General features: G+C 46.8%; 14 protein-coding genes. 2 read left to right on the forward strand and 12 right to left on the reverse strand.

The features are described 5' to 3' along the window. Positions 1-108 precede the first annotated feature (108 nt). The 12 genes from AC27IJ_RS25730 to AC27IJ_RS25785 form a co-directional block, all read right to left on the reverse strand. Positions 109-1,182, reverse strand: a complete 1,074-nt coding sequence (locus tag AC27IJ_RS25730) for an ABC transporter substrate-binding protein (RefSeq protein WP_487151423.1) — start codon at positions 1,180-1,182, stop codon at positions 109-111. Between the two features lie 174 nt (positions 1,183-1,356). Then, positions 1,357-2,796: a sensor histidine kinase gene (locus tag AC27IJ_RS25735; RefSeq protein ID WP_487151426.1), complete on the reverse strand. Its 1,440-nt coding sequence runs from the start codon at positions 2,794-2,796 to the stop codon at positions 1,357-1,359. Further along, entirely contained in the window at positions 2,780-4,408 is a 1,629-nt protein-coding gene (locus AC27IJ_RS25740) for a response regulator transcription factor (protein ID WP_487151428.1), read from the reverse strand. Before AC27IJ_RS25740 ends, AC27IJ_RS25735 begins: the two co-directional genes overlap by 17 nt. A gap of 228 nt (positions 4,409-4,636) precedes the next feature. Then, positions 4,637-6,076 (reverse strand): glycoside hydrolase family 1 protein, encoded by a 1,440-nt coding sequence (locus AC27IJ_RS25745; protein WP_312443816.1) that lies wholly within the window; start codon positions 6,074-6,076, stop codon positions 4,637-4,639. 21 nt (positions 6,077-6,097) lie between these two features. Beyond that, complete coding sequence (locus tag AC27IJ_RS25750) at positions 6,098-7,969, reverse strand: beta-glucoside-specific PTS transporter subunit IIABC (RefSeq protein WP_312443814.1); 1,872 nt, start codon at positions 7,967-7,969, stop codon at positions 6,098-6,100. Positions 7,970-8,185: 216 nt separating this feature from the next. Continuing rightward, entirely contained in the window at positions 8,186-9,025 is an 840-nt protein-coding gene (gene licT / locus AC27IJ_RS25755) for a BglG family transcription antiterminator LicT (protein WP_312443813.1), read from the reverse strand. A gap of 344 nt (positions 9,026-9,369) precedes the next feature. After that, a complete protein-coding gene (gene dagF, locus AC27IJ_RS25760; RefSeq protein WP_312443811.1) occupies positions 9,370-10,104 on the reverse strand; it encodes a 2-dehydro-3-deoxy-phosphogluconate aldolase in 735 nt (244 codons plus the stop codon). Positions 10,105-10,107: 3 nt separating this feature from the next. Beyond that, entirely contained in the window at positions 10,108-11,238 is a 1,131-nt protein-coding gene (locus AC27IJ_RS25765; RefSeq protein ID WP_487151432.1) for a DgaE family pyridoxal phosphate-dependent ammonia lyase, read from the reverse strand. A gap of 21 nt (positions 11,239-11,259) precedes the next feature. After that, positions 11,260-12,087, reverse strand: a complete 828-nt coding sequence (locus tag AC27IJ_RS25770; RefSeq protein ID WP_312443809.1) for a PTS system mannose/fructose/sorbose family transporter subunit IID — start codon at positions 12,085-12,087, stop codon at positions 11,260-11,262. A gap of 1 nt (position 12,088) precedes the next feature. After that, on the reverse strand, positions 12,089-12,838 hold the full coding sequence (locus AC27IJ_RS25775) for a PTS mannose/fructose/sorbose/N-acetylgalactosamine transporter subunit IIC (RefSeq protein ID WP_312443807.1): 750 nt from the start codon (positions 12,836-12,838) through the stop codon (positions 12,089-12,091). Positions 12,839-12,849: 11 nt separating this feature from the next. Further along, positions 12,850-13,341: a PTS sugar transporter subunit IIB gene (locus AC27IJ_RS25780; protein ID WP_312503016.1), complete on the reverse strand. Its 492-nt coding sequence runs from the start codon at positions 13,339-13,341 to the stop codon at positions 12,850-12,852. A gap of 5 nt (positions 13,342-13,346) precedes the next feature. Continuing rightward, positions 13,347-13,763, reverse strand: coding sequence for a PTS sugar transporter subunit IIA (locus AC27IJ_RS25785; protein WP_312443803.1), 417 nt, complete (start codon positions 13,761-13,763; stop codon positions 13,347-13,349). A gap of 270 nt (positions 13,764-14,033) precedes the next feature. Here AC27IJ_RS25785 and AC27IJ_RS25790 point away from each other — a divergent pair, with 270 nt between their 5' ends. Both AC27IJ_RS25790 and AC27IJ_RS25795 read left to right on the forward strand, forming a co-directional pair. Further along, positions 14,034-14,906 (forward strand): MurR/RpiR family transcriptional regulator, encoded by an 873-nt coding sequence (locus tag AC27IJ_RS25790; protein ID WP_312503014.1) that lies wholly within the window; start codon positions 14,034-14,036, stop codon positions 14,904-14,906. Positions 14,907-15,069: 163 nt separating this feature from the next. Further along, positions 15,070-16,560 carry an arylsulfotransferase family protein gene (locus AC27IJ_RS25795; protein WP_312443801.1) on the forward strand — a complete coding sequence of 497 codons (1,491 nt, stop codon included), beginning with the start codon at positions 15,070-15,072 and terminating at the stop codon, positions 16,558-16,560. Positions 16,561-16,704 lie beyond the last annotated feature (144 nt).

Below are 16,704 nucleotides of genomic sequence, written 5' to 3' on the forward strand. Positions count from 1 at the left end.
TCAGGGATTAAAAAAGGTGCAGGGCGGAGGACTATAAACCTCCGTCCTCTATTCCCCTGCACCTGTTTATCCAGATTCACTCCTGCTTACGGTCTTACGGCCTGCGGATTAATAAGCCCGTTTTGGCTTTTCCTGAGCCGCCGTATCTGCCGGATACACTCCTTCCTGTACATAGGCGATCTTATCCACATTTTCGCCCTTTTCCAGCTTCTGAATGATTTCAGCCACACGGGGGCCGTGAAGCGGGTTGCATTCCACGGATACATTCATATCACCGGCGATCATGGAATCAAATGCAGCCGCAACCGCGTCAAAGGAAATGATGATGATATCGCCCTTTGGTCCGCAGGTCTTTCCAGCCGCCTTGATGGCGTCAATGGCTCCAAAGGCCATGTTGTCATTTTCAGCGATTACAACGTCAATATCATTATAGGTCTTTAAGAAGGACTCCATTACCTCCTGTCCCTTTGCCTGAGTGAATTCACCAGTCTGCCGCTCCAGCATCTTCCACTTGGGATGATCCTTCATCTTTTCTTCCACGCCGTCGGTACGCCCGATCTGGGCAGAGGATCCGATGGTCCCCTGCAGGGTCACGATGTTGATATCATTGTCTGCACGGTTATTTTCCTTTAAATATCCATCAAGCCATGCCACCGCATCATAGCCTTCCTGTAGGAAATTGGAGCCAACCCATGCGGTATAAAGGGAGTCGTCGGAAACATCGATCATACGGTCAACGATGATGACCGGAATTCCGGCATCCTTTGCTTCCTGTAAAACCGTATCCCAGCCGGTTTCCGTGACCGGTGCGATCACAATATAATCTACATCCTGCTGGATAAAGTTACGGACTGCCTTTAACTGGTTTTCCTGTTTCTGCTGTGCATCATCGAATATCAGCTTATACCCGTTTGCTTCCGTAAACGTGGATTTCATGGATTCGGTGTTGGCTGTTCTCCAGTCAGATTCCGCACCTACCTGGGAAAAACCTACCACAAGCAGATCCTTTTTCTCCTCCGTCTTGGCTGCCTCTGTCTTCGTTTCCGCAGCAGCCTCTGTTTTTGTTTCCCCGCCGGCCGGCGCCCCGGTGGTAGCCGCCGTCTGAGAACCGCTGCATCCGGATAAAACCATGGCTGCGGTCATGGCAGCCGCCGTCATCATGCCCAGTAATCTTTTCTTCATATCCGTTCCCTCCAAAATGATAGATCGTGTTTACTTTTCCTAGAAACTACCTGTATCATATCGGTTACCGGCCCTTTTCTCAATGCAAAATCTTCTGTAAACGGTTGAGTTTCTTACGCCATTGCAAAGCATTCCAAAATGAGGTTGGATTTTTTATGGAAAAGGGGGATTTTTTTATCTGCTCCCCTTTAAAGAAGCGGGAATTTTAACCGTAACAGAGGTTCCCACTCCATACTCACTTTCAATGCTTAGTCCATAGGCTTCACCGAAATTTAGCCGGATCCGCTCCGCTACATTAGCTATTCCAAAGCCTTCCCGCAGGCCCACGTCCTCTCCTCCGCTGCGCACCAGGCTCTGCATCTTTTCAAGCTCCTCCGGTTTCATTCCGATGCCGTTATCTTTCACTCTTAGCAGGATGTCCCCCTCCTCCTGCCAGCCGCTGATCTTTAGAAAGCCTTTTTTCCTGCAATTCTTGATCCCATGGTAAAGGGCATTCTCCACAATTGGCTGCAGGGTCAGCTTCAAAGTAGAATATTCCATGATCTGCTCCTTAAAATCGATCTCATAATCCATAATGTCCTCATAACGGAAATGCTGGATCTGAAGGTAGCTGTTCACATGCTCCGCTTCTCCCCTGATGGTGATAAAATCCCGTCCATTGTTAAGTCCCATCCGAAGAAAGGAGGAAAAGGCCGTGATCATGTCCACCACCTCCTGATGCCGTTTCCCCTCTGCCAGCCAGACAATGGTATCCAGGGTATTATAAAGAAAATGAGGGTTGATCTGAGCCTGCAATAGCTTTAATTCGGCTTTCCTCTTTAACTCCTGTTCCTCCTTGATGTGGCGGATCAGCTCTCCGATCCGGATCACCATATGATCATACTGGTCGCTCAGCATCTGGATCTCCCGAATGTTGCTTTTGGGGGCTTTGACCTTTAGGCTGCCGTTTGCAAGCACCATGGTATATTCGCACAGCTCCTCAATGGGCTTTGTGATCTTCTTACCAAAGGAAGAAAAAGAAACGTTTAAAAATACGATGATATAGGCGGAAACCACGACGCATAAAGCAATAACCTTATTTGTCTGGGAATCCAGCTTCTGGCGCGTGGATTCTAAGGTCTTTGTTTCATTGTAAATATAATCAGACATGGTTTCTTCAATAAGGTCGGTAATCACATAAATGTCCTTATCCAGGCGCTCCATATTCCGGTCATAATCACCGATGATGCTGCTGGTACGGATGTCTTCAATTCTTTTTTCCAGAATGCCGATCAGGATGATGATCCCATCCAGCCCCTTTTTACTGTTCTCCTGGGGAGTGGAATCCTTTAACTGCTCAAACATCCTTCGGGAGTTTTCCAGTTCCCCATAGGGATTTAAGGAATCAAAGGTGTCCGCCCCTATGACAATGCGGTACATCTTATAATCAATGTTGGATTTAAAGTCAAAATTAAACTCCGTAGCCATGGTTAAGTTCCTTATGCTTTGCCGGTACTGCTTGTTCTGCCATGCCATCATATACAGCAATATCCCAATCATAATAATGACCGGGATAAATACGATTGCCTGCATGGATTGTATTTTTGCTTTGATCGAATCACGTTTTTGTACCATTTCTGCCTCCTGACCGGAATGCTTTCGGCGTAATTCCATGCGTCTTTTTAAATATGTAACTAAAATAATGAGGATCCTTATATCCCACCTGATATCCGATTTCCGAGGCCCGGAGATCTGTTTTAAGAAGCAGCTCCTTTGCCGCTCCCATACGGACCTTTGTTAAATATTCCACAAAGGTGATCCCCATTTCCTGGCTGAATATGGTGCTGAAGTGATTGGGGCTTATATTCACGGTAGAGGCCACCACGTTTAAAGAAATGTCCTCGTCCTTATAATGCCTTACAATATAATCCCTGGCCTTATCAAGAACCAGGCGGTATTTTTTCTGGGAACAGGTGGTGCGGAGGGTGATGGCCTTTGTAAGAATTTCCCTGGTGTACTTAACCGCCCCTTCCTCAGATCCCACACAGGGCTTTATGGTCTTCCCATCTCCAAATTCCTTTAGAACCTGCTCGGTCTCGAAACCAAGCTGGGTGACAAAAGCGATGACAGCCAGATAAACATCCATGATCAGATATTGCCTGAAGATCAAGGATTTGAAATTATTCCCGCAAGCCTCTAAGTATTCTTCCAGAAAATACTTTACCTCAGGAATGGAACCGTTTTTGAGAAAATTAGGGACAATATCCCGGCTCAGCCTGGTCATGTCCAGCCCTTCTAAGCTGATGGTTCCGGAATCGTCATGAAGCCGGACCGCCGCCTCTGCTGTAAGGAGCTGGTTGTATTCCAGCATATAGCGGCAGGCGTAGGCCTTACTAGCCGCTTTAAAACAGATTCTCAGCTCCCCAAGCCTGCATACCGGAACGCCCATTCCCCCGAAATACTCCATTCCCGGACAAGACTCCACAAGGCGGACCAAAAGCTCCTGGCAGGCGGCCACCTTTCTATCTAAATCTTCCCGGTCGTTTCCCATGACCAGGAAGGCATACCCTTCTGTCAGACGGTTAAATACGATGACTTCTGCCCTGCCTTCAAACCGGTCCTTTATCATCTCATCAAAAACAGCCCCCTGGTCCGTATACTGCTCCTGGCTGCCGGAGGCCCTTGCCTGAAATAAAATCAGATTATACATCGGTGCGCTAAGGGACAAGCTGTGTTCCTGCCCCTTTAAAAGGATCTCCTGAAGGCTTAAGTTTCCCGATACAATGGTATCAAACAGCCGGTCCCGCTCCATCCGCTTCCTCTCCTCCTGCTGCTTTAAAAACTCCAATTTATAACCCTTTTCGCTTCTCTCCTGGATAATTGCTTCGCTCATACGCTCCAGAGCCTCTAACAGCTGGCTGCTGCTTACAGGCTTAAGAAGGTAATCCGCTGCGCCGATCTTTATAGCCCGCTTTGCGTATTCAAAGTCATCATACCCGCTGAAAAACATGATGCGCAGGTCCGGAAGCTCCCTCTTCACCATCTCAGCCAGCTCAAGTCCATCCATAAAGGGCATCCGGATGTCCGTCAGCAGGATATCCGGTTTTGCTTTTAAGATCAGAGGATATGCCAGCTCCCCGTCCGGCGCCTCCCCCGCAAACTCAAATCCGTATCTTTCCCACGGGATACCATTCTTAATACCTTCACGGACTATTTTTTCATCCTCAGCAAGAAAAATTTTAACCATGTCCAATCCCCCCTGTATGCCCCACGTTCATAAGTAGATTATATAAAATCCAAAAAAGAAATATAAGGGAATAATTTCCGTCCCTGTTTTTTCATTCGTAAAAAAATACACTAAAATCATAGTACCACAAAAAGAGGACATCTTAAAGTTCCTGATTGATACGGAATCTTAAGATATCCTCTTACTTATGGAGCTGTCTAAGGCAGCCGGGAAATCAGCCCTGTATTTTTAATCCAGTTCTTCGCCATTGGTTTCAATTACCTTTTTGTACCAGTCAAAGGATTTCTTCTTCCTTCTGGATAAATCTCCGGTTCCATCGTCATATTTTTCTACGTAGATGAAACCGTAACGCTTTGCCATCTCACCGGTAGAGGCGCTGACTAAGTCAATACAGCCCCATGGGGTATACCCCATCAGATCTACACCATCATCTACAGCTTCTTTCATCTGTTCAATGTGTTTCCTTAAGTAATCGATGCGGTAATCGTCCCTGATGCTTCCATCCTCTTCCTTCTTATCATAAGCACCCAGGCCGTTTTCCACTACCATCAAAGGAATGCGGTAGCGTCCGTAAATCTCATTTAATGTGTAACGAAGCCCCTTGGGATCGATCTGCCAGCCCCAGTCGCTGGCTTCCAGGTAAGGATTCTTCGCCCCTCCCATTAAGTTGCCCGAGGAGGCTGCCTGATCCGGCGAAGCGGTAGCACAGTTGGACATATAATAGCTGAAAGTATAATAATCCACACAGCCTTCTTTTATGGTTTCCAAGTCTCCCGGCTCCATCTGGATGGATATCCCGTTTTCACTGAAATAACGGTTCATAAAGCTGGGATATTCTCCCCTTACCTGCACATCGCCGCAGAACTGGTTTAAGATCTGATTCCGCCTCTGGGTTTCTATAATATCATCCGGATTGCAGGTCAAAGGATATGTCGTAATATAACAAAGCATACAGCCGATCTTACAGTCCGGGTCAATCTCATGCCCGGCCTTCACTGCCTGGGCGCTGGCTATAAACTGATGATGAAGACCCTGGAAGCGGAGCTGGGGAATATCCGTCTGGTTTGTAAAATCTGTTGTTCCCTCATTTAAAATACCTAAGGAAAGGAAACCGCCCATGGGCATTGTTCCCGCATTGATCTCATTAAAGGTCAGCCAGTATTTCACCTTTCCCTTATACCGCTTGAACAGAGTTTCCGCATATTTAACAAACAGTCCGATGCACTCTCTGGAAGCCCAGCCATTGTACTTTTCCGTAAGAGTGAAGGGCATCTCGTAATGGGAAATGGTAACCAGCGGCTCAATGCCATGGTTTAAACACTCTTCGATCACCCTGTCATAGAATTCCAGGCCGGCCTCATTCGGCTCCTCTTCCATGCCCGTAGGAAAAATCCTGGTCCATGCAATAGAAAAACGGAACACCTTAAAGCCCATCTCCGCAAACAGGGCAATATCTTCCTTATAATGATGATAAAAATCGATAGCTTCATGGCTGGGATAAAATGTGTCCGGTTCTATGGCCCGGGTGATCCGCTTGGATCTATTATGGGAACCTCCCGTACATACATCAGGATCTGCTATTCCTTTTCCTGCCTCATCCCATGCGCCCTCACACTGGTTGGCCGCCACTGCGCCTCCCCATAAAAAGTTATCAGCAAATACAGACATATCACACCTCTTTCTGAATGATTAAACAATGGTAAGCAGCTTCTCTCCCGCCTCGACCTTCTTTTTATTGCTGGTCTTTAAGCTTACAAAGCTGTTCATATTGGATATAAGCACTGGAGTGGTTAACGATAAGCCCTCTTCCTTAATTTTCTCCATATCAAATTCCAGCAGCAGGCTTCCCTTTATCACCCGGTCCCCTTCCTTACAGTGAAGGGTAAATCCTTCTCCTCCAAGACGCACCGTATCAATTCCTACATGGATCAGGACCTCAGCTCCTGTATTCGTAGTGATACCAACCGCATGCTTTGTGTCAATCACCGCACTGATGATTCCGTCCGCAGGAGCATATACCATTCCCTCATCAGGGATTATGGCTACCCCTTCTCCCAGTACTCCACTTGCAAATACCGGATCCTCTACTTCTGTTAAAGAAATCACAGATCCCGAAAGAGGGCTTGCCAGCTCAATGGTCTCCACCAGCGGCTTTTTCTCTTCAGCAGAAGAATCCCCGGAAGCTTCCGGCTCCCCAGTCTTCTCCTCCGGCTTATAAAGGATGAGAGCCATGACAAAGGATACGGTCAGAGAGATAATCATGGCGATTACACCATTTATCAAATTGCCGAATCCCTCACCGCCGATCATGGTAATTAAGGACAGGGAGGAAGGCGAGCCACCCATGGAATAGGCTACCAGATGGGTAATACCGGAATAAAGACCTGATGCGGCTGCACCGATCACAGCTGCTATCATGGGTGTTTTGTATTTTAATGTCACACCATACATCGCAGGCTCTGTAACACCAGCCACAATTGCCGAGATTCCGGAGGCAGATGCGGTAGATTTTACATTTTCATCCCTGGAACGTGCTGCAACACCCAGGGAAGCACCTCCCTGAGCCAGGTTGGAGCAGAACATGGTAACGATTACTATTGCATCAAACCCAAAGGTTGCTAAACTAATGGTTAACATAGGTATCAATGCATAATGCATTCCGGTCATAACGATAAACGGCATGGCCGCAGAGATCAGCATGATGGTGAGCCAGCCTGCTTTGCTATATAAGAAATTGATTCCGACTGCCAGATAGTTTCCGAGAATGCTTCCCAGGGGGCCAACAACAACCAATGCAATGGGCACAGTAATGAATATGACCATCAGCGGTTTCAAGAATACCTTCAAAAGGTTGGGGCAGACCTTATCAGCAAACCGTTCAATATATCCCATAATCGGAACGATAAGGAAGATAGGAAGAACGGAGGAGCTATATACAGCCGACGTGACAGGCAAGCCAAAATATGTGGTGTTTCCCTGGCTCAGCAGACCCACTATATTCGGATGGATCAAAAGCGCCGCTATTACCATGGCCAGATAAATGTTGGAGCCAAGACGTTTTGCTGTGGTCATGGCCAGCAAAATGGGAAGAAAGTAGAAGAAAGCATCTCCTGCTGCGGATAAAATCACATACGTGCTTCCGGACGTATCCACTAGTCCAAAGGTAGTCAGAAGGGTCAGCACTACTTTAAGCATACCGCAGCCAAGCATGGCCGGAAGCAGAGGGGTCATGCAGCCGGCTACAAAGCTGCACATACGTGAAATCAGATTCTCCTTAGGCCCCTCACCCTCATTCCCGGTGCTTTCTTCAAAATGTCCAAGCTTTAAAAGTTCCTTATATACATTTGATACCTCGTTGCCGATGACCACCTGGTACTGTCCGCCCTGGCGGACCACCCGGATTACACCCGGCACCTTTTCAATTTCAGAATCTTTTGGAATTGTGCTGTCTTTCAGCACGAACCGCAGGCGTGTCATGCAATGGGACAACCCGCTCACATTTTTCTCTCCGCCAACCTTGTCAAGCATGGTTTGTGCGGTCTTTGCATAATCAAATGCCATATTGTCTCCCCCTTATTCTAAGGTTTATTCATTGTTATCTATCTGAAAAGACGTCTGCCGGCTATCTTAAAACGCCTTATCATTCAATAAAAAAGTAAATAAAAAGGGCCCTGCCGAAAAGCAGCCTGCAGATAATATAACCATTGCAGCCTACTCTCCATGCAGGGTCCTGCCCGGACCATCTTTCCCGTCCGGTAACACTCCCAGCCCTCTGTTTTAAATCAGTTCTCTTGTAACTTTTTCTATGTGGATCATCAGATACATCATTTCTTCCCGGTCTATTTCATAGTAATACCGGTCGTGTATATAATCTGCTATTTTAACGATGCAGTTATAGGATCTGCGGTACTTATCCTTTAGCAGCTGATACCACTCTTCATTGCTTTCCTCATATTGCTTATTCTGCAGCATGCGCTGGGCAAAGAAACGTATATGGGTCACAAAACGTCTGTAATCCCAGGACTCCGTATTCAGCCTGATCTGAAAGGAAGCCTCCACAATATCCACAATGTCCTTGATAATTCCTGTAATAGCCTCTAAATCATCGGTTTCCTGCCGGTTTAGCTGGCCATAAACAAAATGAAACGCCAGGAACATGGCTTCATCCTCTTCCATGGAAATATCCAGCCTTCTCCGGATTAAGTCGACCGCATACTGGCCCACCTTAAACTCATTGGGGTAATACCGCCTTCCCTCCCAAAGCATGGCATTGCGGAGAATGGTCCCGTCTTTGTAACGGTCTACCGCACCGGCGATATGGTCGCACACCGGTAGAATGATCCGGGAATCCAGCCGCATTCCAAACTCGCTTTTGGCGTAATCCACCGTCTGTTCACTGATCTCCCAGTATTCCTGGGGAAGCTTTGCGAAGTACTCTTCAAAATGACGGGCATCCCGCTTGTCATTCTGTATAAATACCCGTTCCACCAGCTTCCGGTCCACCTCATCGCCCTTTTTCTTTCCAAAGCCGATGGATTTTCCTTTCAGTATGATTTCTTTTCCCTCGGTATTGAAAGCTGATACCATGTTATTGTTCAAAACTTTTTCAATCTTCATATGCCCTTCCAGTAATAAAAAAAGACAAGCTACGAGGATTATCACATAACTAGGATACGTGATAACAACCATGTAGATCTTGCCTGCCTTACCAGTCACAAACTACTCTTCTATTTTCTAAACGCAGTATATCATGGATCATTGCATAAGTCTATTTGCAAATTTGTTTAATAATACTAATATTTTTTGTGCAATATGCACAGCTAAGTGTATCTTATAAAACATCCGCTTGACTTCCCCGTCATATCCAAAGGTACCACTTCCTCAGAGTGCCAATGGCACATGCCCCGTAAAGGTAAAAATGCCGTTTTCAGCCTTGTCCCGGCTAAAAACAGCATTTTCCCTTATTTTACAACTTCCTTTATCATCTCATAAAGAGCCAGGACATCCGGGATTCTTGTGGCTCCGGTTTCCTTATCAATGATAGAAGAATATACATGAGGGATGATATGCTCCACCCCTGCGGCAACAACAATTTCCAGGATTTCCTTAAAATTATCAAGATCAATGCCTCCCGTTGGCTCCAGCCCAAAGCCGGTTTCCCCGCAGGCCTTTGCCACAGCCTCTAATTCTTCTCGTACCTTAAGACCTCCCATTGGGAAATACTTTAAGGAATCAGCTCCCTGTTCCCGTGCCATGGCAATGGCTGTATTAACAGGTACTATGGCAGGCTCTAAATCCTTGCTAAGAGGCCCTGTGGAAACTTTTACAAAGCCCGGCTTTCCGCAGGGCGCGACCATAGAATTTAAGAAAGGTCCTTCCCCTGCCTTTGCCCTGGTATAACCGCCTGCCGTAAAGGTCTGATTGATGTGCTTTGGCTTTATCTGTCCGGAGATTTCCGCCACTGCCTTCCACTGACCCGGATTTCCTGCTCCCAGACCTACGGAGATGTTGTTATCCACTGCGGTCTGATATTTTTTCATATCATCCACAGCGCTTTTAACATCCGGATAATTTACCGACAGGAGGCCAACTGCCACATGGCCCTGTGCCGCCTCATAGATTGCCCTGGCATTATCCACGGAATTGGTCAGGCAGTTTAAGCAAACCCTTCCTTTATAAAAATTTAGTTTCTCCATCTCTTACTTCCCTCCATTTGCTGACTTCTGGATTTCTGCAAGCCTGTCATAGATCAAGTCCAGCTCGCCCACACTTTTTAATGGCCTGGGGTCAACTGCAATGGAACCTAGATTTGCCTGGTAGTCCCTGGTAAAGATCGCCACATCTCCCTCCTGCAGCTTTCTTACCACTGCCTTCGCATCCATGCCGTAATACTCCGGGTTGAACTCAATCTTGCAGCGGTATATTTCTCTTCCGGCCTCATCCCTTATCATGGTTGTTTTACAGCCCCGTATCTCCCCTACGCGGACCGCAAACCGTTCCAGTTCTTCTTTTGTAACAGGACTTCTTTTTCCGCCGTCCAAGTACTCTTCAATAGCTTTTAAAAGCCCCATGGTACATTCTTTTCCCACCTTCATAGTACGTCCGATGCCTTTATACTGAAGCCTCATATGGTCCGCCAGCTCCCTGGTCTTACAGGCCACAAAGCCGCTGGTAGGCCCTTCGATTGCCTTGGCTCCGCTGTAACATACGAAATCCGCTCCCATGGCAGCATAAATCTTCAAATCCTCTTCCGCCGCCGCATCTACGATACAGGGGATTCCCAGGCGGTTCGCCAGATGGATCACCGATCTGACATCCGCCATCTCCTTTTGGACGCAGTGATGGGATTTAACGAAAAAGATCGCCAGTGTATGTTCTGTCACCGCCTGTTCCATATCGTCAACCGTAGAGCCATTGGCATAACCGGCTTCCACGATTTTTCCTCCTCCCACCTGGATCATCTCACCAATGGGCGCGCCGAAATCCACATTCTGCCCCTTTAGGAGGATCACCTCCCGTTTCGGCTCGGATGGCAGGATATCATAAAGATGTTTTACCTTTTGGAGATTGTCTTTACAGATCAGGGAAGCCACTGCCAGGGCAATGCCCGCAGAAGCACTTGACGTAACACAGGCATCCTCTGTTCCGATCATGCTTCCGATCTTCTTTCCCGCAAAGGCATAAAGATCATCCATTACCACGTAATTTCCGGCGGCCTCCACCAGCGTTTCTCCCACCTCTTTCGAAATGGTAGAAACGCCCAGCTTTGTCATTCTTCCGGAGGCATTGATCACGGCCTGCAAGCCGTTTCTGCTATATATGTTTTCCATGTTTCTACTCCTTAAAAGCCCTTACAGGATGCCAAGTAAGGAAGTTATAACGGCCACTGCCACAACCGTAAGCAGGATTCTGTTGTAATAAGGCCCCTTCTTCCTGAGATACATATAGATGGTAAATACGGCTGCCAAAGGCAGTAAACCTGGTGCTATGGTATTTAATATATCCTGAACCACGATCTCCGTTCCGCTGGAAAATCCGAATTTTAATGGAGTGGTAATGGTTACATAACTCGCGGACAGAGCACCCATCATCGTAAGGCCGATGACATTGGCCGTAAATATGATGGATTTCATCTTCCCGCCGTGAAGCAGCGACATAACGGATTTTTTGCCCAGGGTATAACCGTTGTGGATCAGGCCGTAGGCAATGGCAATGGTAACCGCCGGATACAGGATCAGGGGCATGAGGCCGCCAAGGGCAGACCCGTTGCTTGCGAAGGGCAGGAATATGGAAATGATGATTGGCATGATGGCAGCCCATACAATCGCATCACCCATTCCGGCAATGGGGCCCATCAGTCCGGTCTTAATGCCGGTAATCGCCTCATCGGTCACATTCTCCCCATTGGCCTTCTGCTCTTCCATGGAAATGGCAATTCCCTGAATGATTGCACCAAAGATTCCTTCCGTGTTAAAGAACACCAGATGGCGTTTTAAGGCCGCGCTCAGTTCCTCATCCGTATTGTAAAGCTTTTTTAAAACCGGCGTCATGGAAGCGCAGAATACCAGACTCTGCAAACGCTCATAGGAATTGGAAAGTTCCGCGCCGGCATAATAGATCCACATAGATTTTGTAATATCCTTTTTTGTAAGCTTTTTTACCTGTGTCTGCTCTCCCATCTTAAACTGCCTCCTCCTTCAACTGGAATAAACCTAAAAGCAAAGCCATGCAGGTTGCAAAAATGGCCACTGCCATGGTGTCAAGCTTCAAATACATGACTGCAAAGAATCCGACGATAAAGAATGGCACCAGAGTCTTTTTTCCGATAACCGACAAAGTGATGGCAAAACCAAGAGCCGGAAGAATCCCTCCCATGATCTCAAAGGAATGCATGAGCCACCGGGGAAGAATGGTGATCAGTTTTTCCACGGCTGTCACGCCGAAATAGTCAATGGCAAATACGATAGGAAAACGGATGATCAGTCCTGCAATGGCGGGGTAGAGAAACGCCGCCCGCAAAATACCTCTTGTATCCGCCTTCTCCGCATAACGGTCCGCCATATGTACCCACACCGCATTGGTGGTTCTTCTTAACTGGTCCACAAAAACTCCGATGACACCAAAAGGAATTGCCAAAGCTATGGCCACCTCCGGAGTCATATTGGACATGACCCCCAAAGGGATGGCGATACAGCCTGCAAGAGCCGGATCACTGGGAACATTTCCTCCCGGCGTAGACGTAACCCCTAAATAAACCAACTGAAGCCCCGCCCCGATCTTCATAGCCAACGGCATATTCCCGGTGAGCAGGCCTACAAAAACTCCGATAACTACGGGCTGAAGCAGCATAGAAGAAAAGGTATACCCAAATCTTAAGCGGCAGAACCAGTAATAGAACCCCATACATACAGCTAACATCAACACACTCATGTCATACCTCCTTAGTTATTATATTTTTTTAATATCCCTTCCAAGTTCTGAGGAACATCCTCAGGAATGGTCTGGAAAATGACCTTTACCCCTGCCTCCTGAAAATATTCCAGCTTTTTAACATCCTCATCATCCAGGGTTATGTTTTGAAATACCACCTTGCGGCCTGGCGCTCCCCCAAGGCCCCCCACCTGGATATCCGTAACCTTAATCCCTCCGTCGTATACCTTTTTCATGCTTTCCAGATCCGGAAGAAGCAAAAGCACCCGTCCATTTCCAAACTGGTTCTCCTCCCACTTGCTGACTGCATCCGCCCTGCTGCAGCATTCTACCTTAACCCCTGCCGGAGCTGCCATTAAGTAGATCTCCAGCATAAATTCATCGGCTGCCAGGCTGTCACTCACCACGATGATTTTATTTGCCTGGGACTGGTTGACCCATTTTGTCATGACCTGACCGTGAATTAGCCTGCTGTCGATCCTGCATAATACGATTTCTGCCATCCTTCTTAACTCTCCTTTCTGTCTATGGACTTCATGACCTCACTCACCACGTCCATGACCGATGCCTGTCCCTGCTTTAATACCACATCAAAGTTACAGGTACCCGTGTACTGGATCTGTGTGCAGGCCTCAATCATAAGGGGCGCATTGAGACCTGAAATCACCTTAATGTTCCGCTCTTTTCCAATCTTAGCTCCTGCATTCGTGGTAGTCCCCCCGAAAACGTCCGTCATGATCAAAGACCCTTCCGGCATTCCGGCTGCATAAGTCTCCACAAGGGCGTAATACTCAGAAAACGTCACCTCCGGTGTCAAAGGAATCTCGTGAACAAAATCCACGCTTCCCATGATCATCTTAAGGCTTTCCGTCAGCGCCATTCCCCAGCCCCCGTGGGTCAAAAGTAGTATCTGCGGCTTTTCCATTTCGTACCTCCATTTCTTTTCGTGTGACCTTTGATAATTGGAATTGTAGCATACTACATTTTTAATGTCAATATTGTATTTATAGTATTTATACATATACAATTATGTATTTCACTACTTTTATTGTAATTATAACTTTTTTAACCCTGGAATATTGTATTTTGATTTTAAAATATGATATACTTATTCTGAAATTCACTACAGAAATGCTACAGAAACAACAACACGGCTTCCCTTTTCGGGAAGGATGAAAGGAAGGCTGTACAGCAAATGACTGAGAACTATGAACTTTTTACATTAATGGCCCGGATTGACGGCATGTCAAACCAGTTTACCAAGACTGACTGGAAAATCGTCCAGTATATTAAGAAATCCACGGCTAAATTCATTGAGCTGAGCGCTCAGGAACTGGCAAAGGAAATCGGGACATCAGACGCCAGCATTATCCGCTTTGCCCAAAAGGTAGGCTATTCAGGGCTTAATGAGTTAAAATATACCATGCAGAAGGAGATCGATAAAAGCTCGTCTTCCGTCAATCACTCCGACTACTCCACGCTCCTTAACGACAACAAGATGCTCTTAGACAGCCTGTTCAATCTCACAAATCCTATGGACATCAATCATGTCAGGGAACTTATGCTGAAATCCCAGCGCATCTTTATTGTGGGATTAAATTTTAACCAGAATGTAGCGGAAATCATTGCCCACAAGTTTATGACCATCGGGCTGACAGTCCAGGCACTTACCAATTACGATTCCTTAAAATTATATCAAAGCCTGTCCAGGGAAAGCGACTTGTTCATTACCATCTCCCTTTCCGGCAATCACAAACAGCTTTCAGCCATGTTAGCGGACTTTAAGAAAAACGGCAGCAGCGTGCTTCTGATTACGAATTACGAAAAATCTCTTTGTTCTCCCTATGCCAACATCACTCTGTTGGTTCCGAAAACAGACCTGCTTCACAGCAGCAATACCATATCAAGAGAATTTCTCATTCTGGTTCTCTTTGATATGCTGTTCCACAACTTTTTAACTGAGGACGTGAAATCATTCCAGAACTTCCAGAAAGCGGCCTCCTACTCCAAATTGAGCAGCCAGGATGATACCAGAGACGGGCTCAGACGACTGATGGATTTGCTGTAAAATCTGTCTAAGAAAGCTCCATTTGCCTTTTATCCACAAAATGACCCGCTGTGTCATTCTTTATTCACATTCATAGGATGGTACAACAAGGACAGGACTTAATGCTGCCGGATAACCTGGCATACGGTCCTGGAGGTTGTATCCGAGAGGAGGACACACAGCAATGGAGGAACTAAACGAAACTGCAAACAGTCAGGTGTGGAACTTTTATTCCGCGCCCTGCCTTCACCCAATGAAGGTTAAAATTAATGTTGACAGACCCGGAACCGCTCCCGGTTATCTGTTTGCCGCGCCATATACAGGGTTTGGGGAAACCTTGATCGGACAAACGGGCTCCCTGATTATGGATCAGACCGGCGATCCGATCTGGTTTCGGCCCCTTAAAAGCCGGTATCAGCAGAACACTGATTTTAAGGTACAAAGATATAAAGGAAAACCAGTCCTCACAATGTGGCAGGGCACCATTTCCGGAACCCAGACCGAAGATCCCAATCTGCCTGACGGAGACCCGGAACCGGGCGCTTATTTTCAGATATTAGACCAGAATTATAAAGTAATTAAAAAACTGAAGGCAAAGAAAGGGTTTACCTCTGATGTTCACGAATTTACAATCACCAAACGAGATACTGCATTATTTACCGCAATAAAACAGGTACCGGCAGATTTAACCATGTATGGCGGTCCGGCAGACGGTTATATAGACAATTACTCCATTCAGGAGGTTGACCCGGAAACCGGTAAGCTTCTGTTCTTTTGGAATGTTCTGACCCACGTAGACCCTGCCGACTCCTTGGTTCCTGCTTCTTCCGCTCTGGCATCCAATAACATCTGGGATTGCTATCATGTTAATTCTGTGGAAGAAGGACCGGACGATACGCTTTTGATCAGCATGCGCAATATGTGGGCTATTTACCAGATCGATAAGCAGACAGGAGAAATCCTATGGCAGCTGGGAGGAAAAAAGAGTGATTTCACTTTTGGCCCAAACGCAACATTTTCATGGCAGCATGACGCCCGGCACAGGTCCGGCGACAGAATCAGTCTGTTCGACGATGCCTGCTGCGCTTCACAAAGCTCACCGCCAGATAATGTCGCACGGGGCCTGATCCTTCATCTTGACTTTCATGACATGACGGCAACGGTATCAAGAACTTATTACCATGATCCGCTTTTATTCGTCGCCAGCCAGGGAAATGTCCAGCAATTGCCGGGCTGCAACCAACTTGTAGGATGGGGACAGGAATCCTATCTTTCCGAATTCAAATATGCGGGCAACACGGCTGCGGATCCGTCGGTAAATTTCATATATGATATGGAGTATCCCGGCGATAACATCTCTTACCGGGCATTCAAATATTGTTGGGAGGGGACTCCTGCCTGTCCGCCTGATATAGCCGTAACTTTGTCTCTCCCCAATGCAGTTGTGTATGCATCCTGGAATGGTTCGACGGAAACAGCCGCCTGGCGGGTTCTCTCCGGGCCTGCCCCGGATTCTCTGGACATTGATATTTGCAGCACTCCCCGCACTGGATTCGAAACAAAAATAATAGTACCGTCTTTGGGACCATATTTTCAGGTAAAGGCATTGGATGCCTGCGGTAATAAAATAGGTGAATCAAAGATTGTCTGCCTGGATTACGATTTACTGTCTTAAACCCAAACTAAATTCCACACGATAAAACCTATACGCAAAAGCAGGGAGTCTGCGAAACTATTCGTTAGTTTCGCAGACTCCCTTTTCCTGTTGAAATTCTATTTTTAATTTACCGCCCTATTCGCCTAATGGAAAATAGCCGTT

This window comes from Lacrimispora sp. YZC11, from assembly GCF_057543815.1.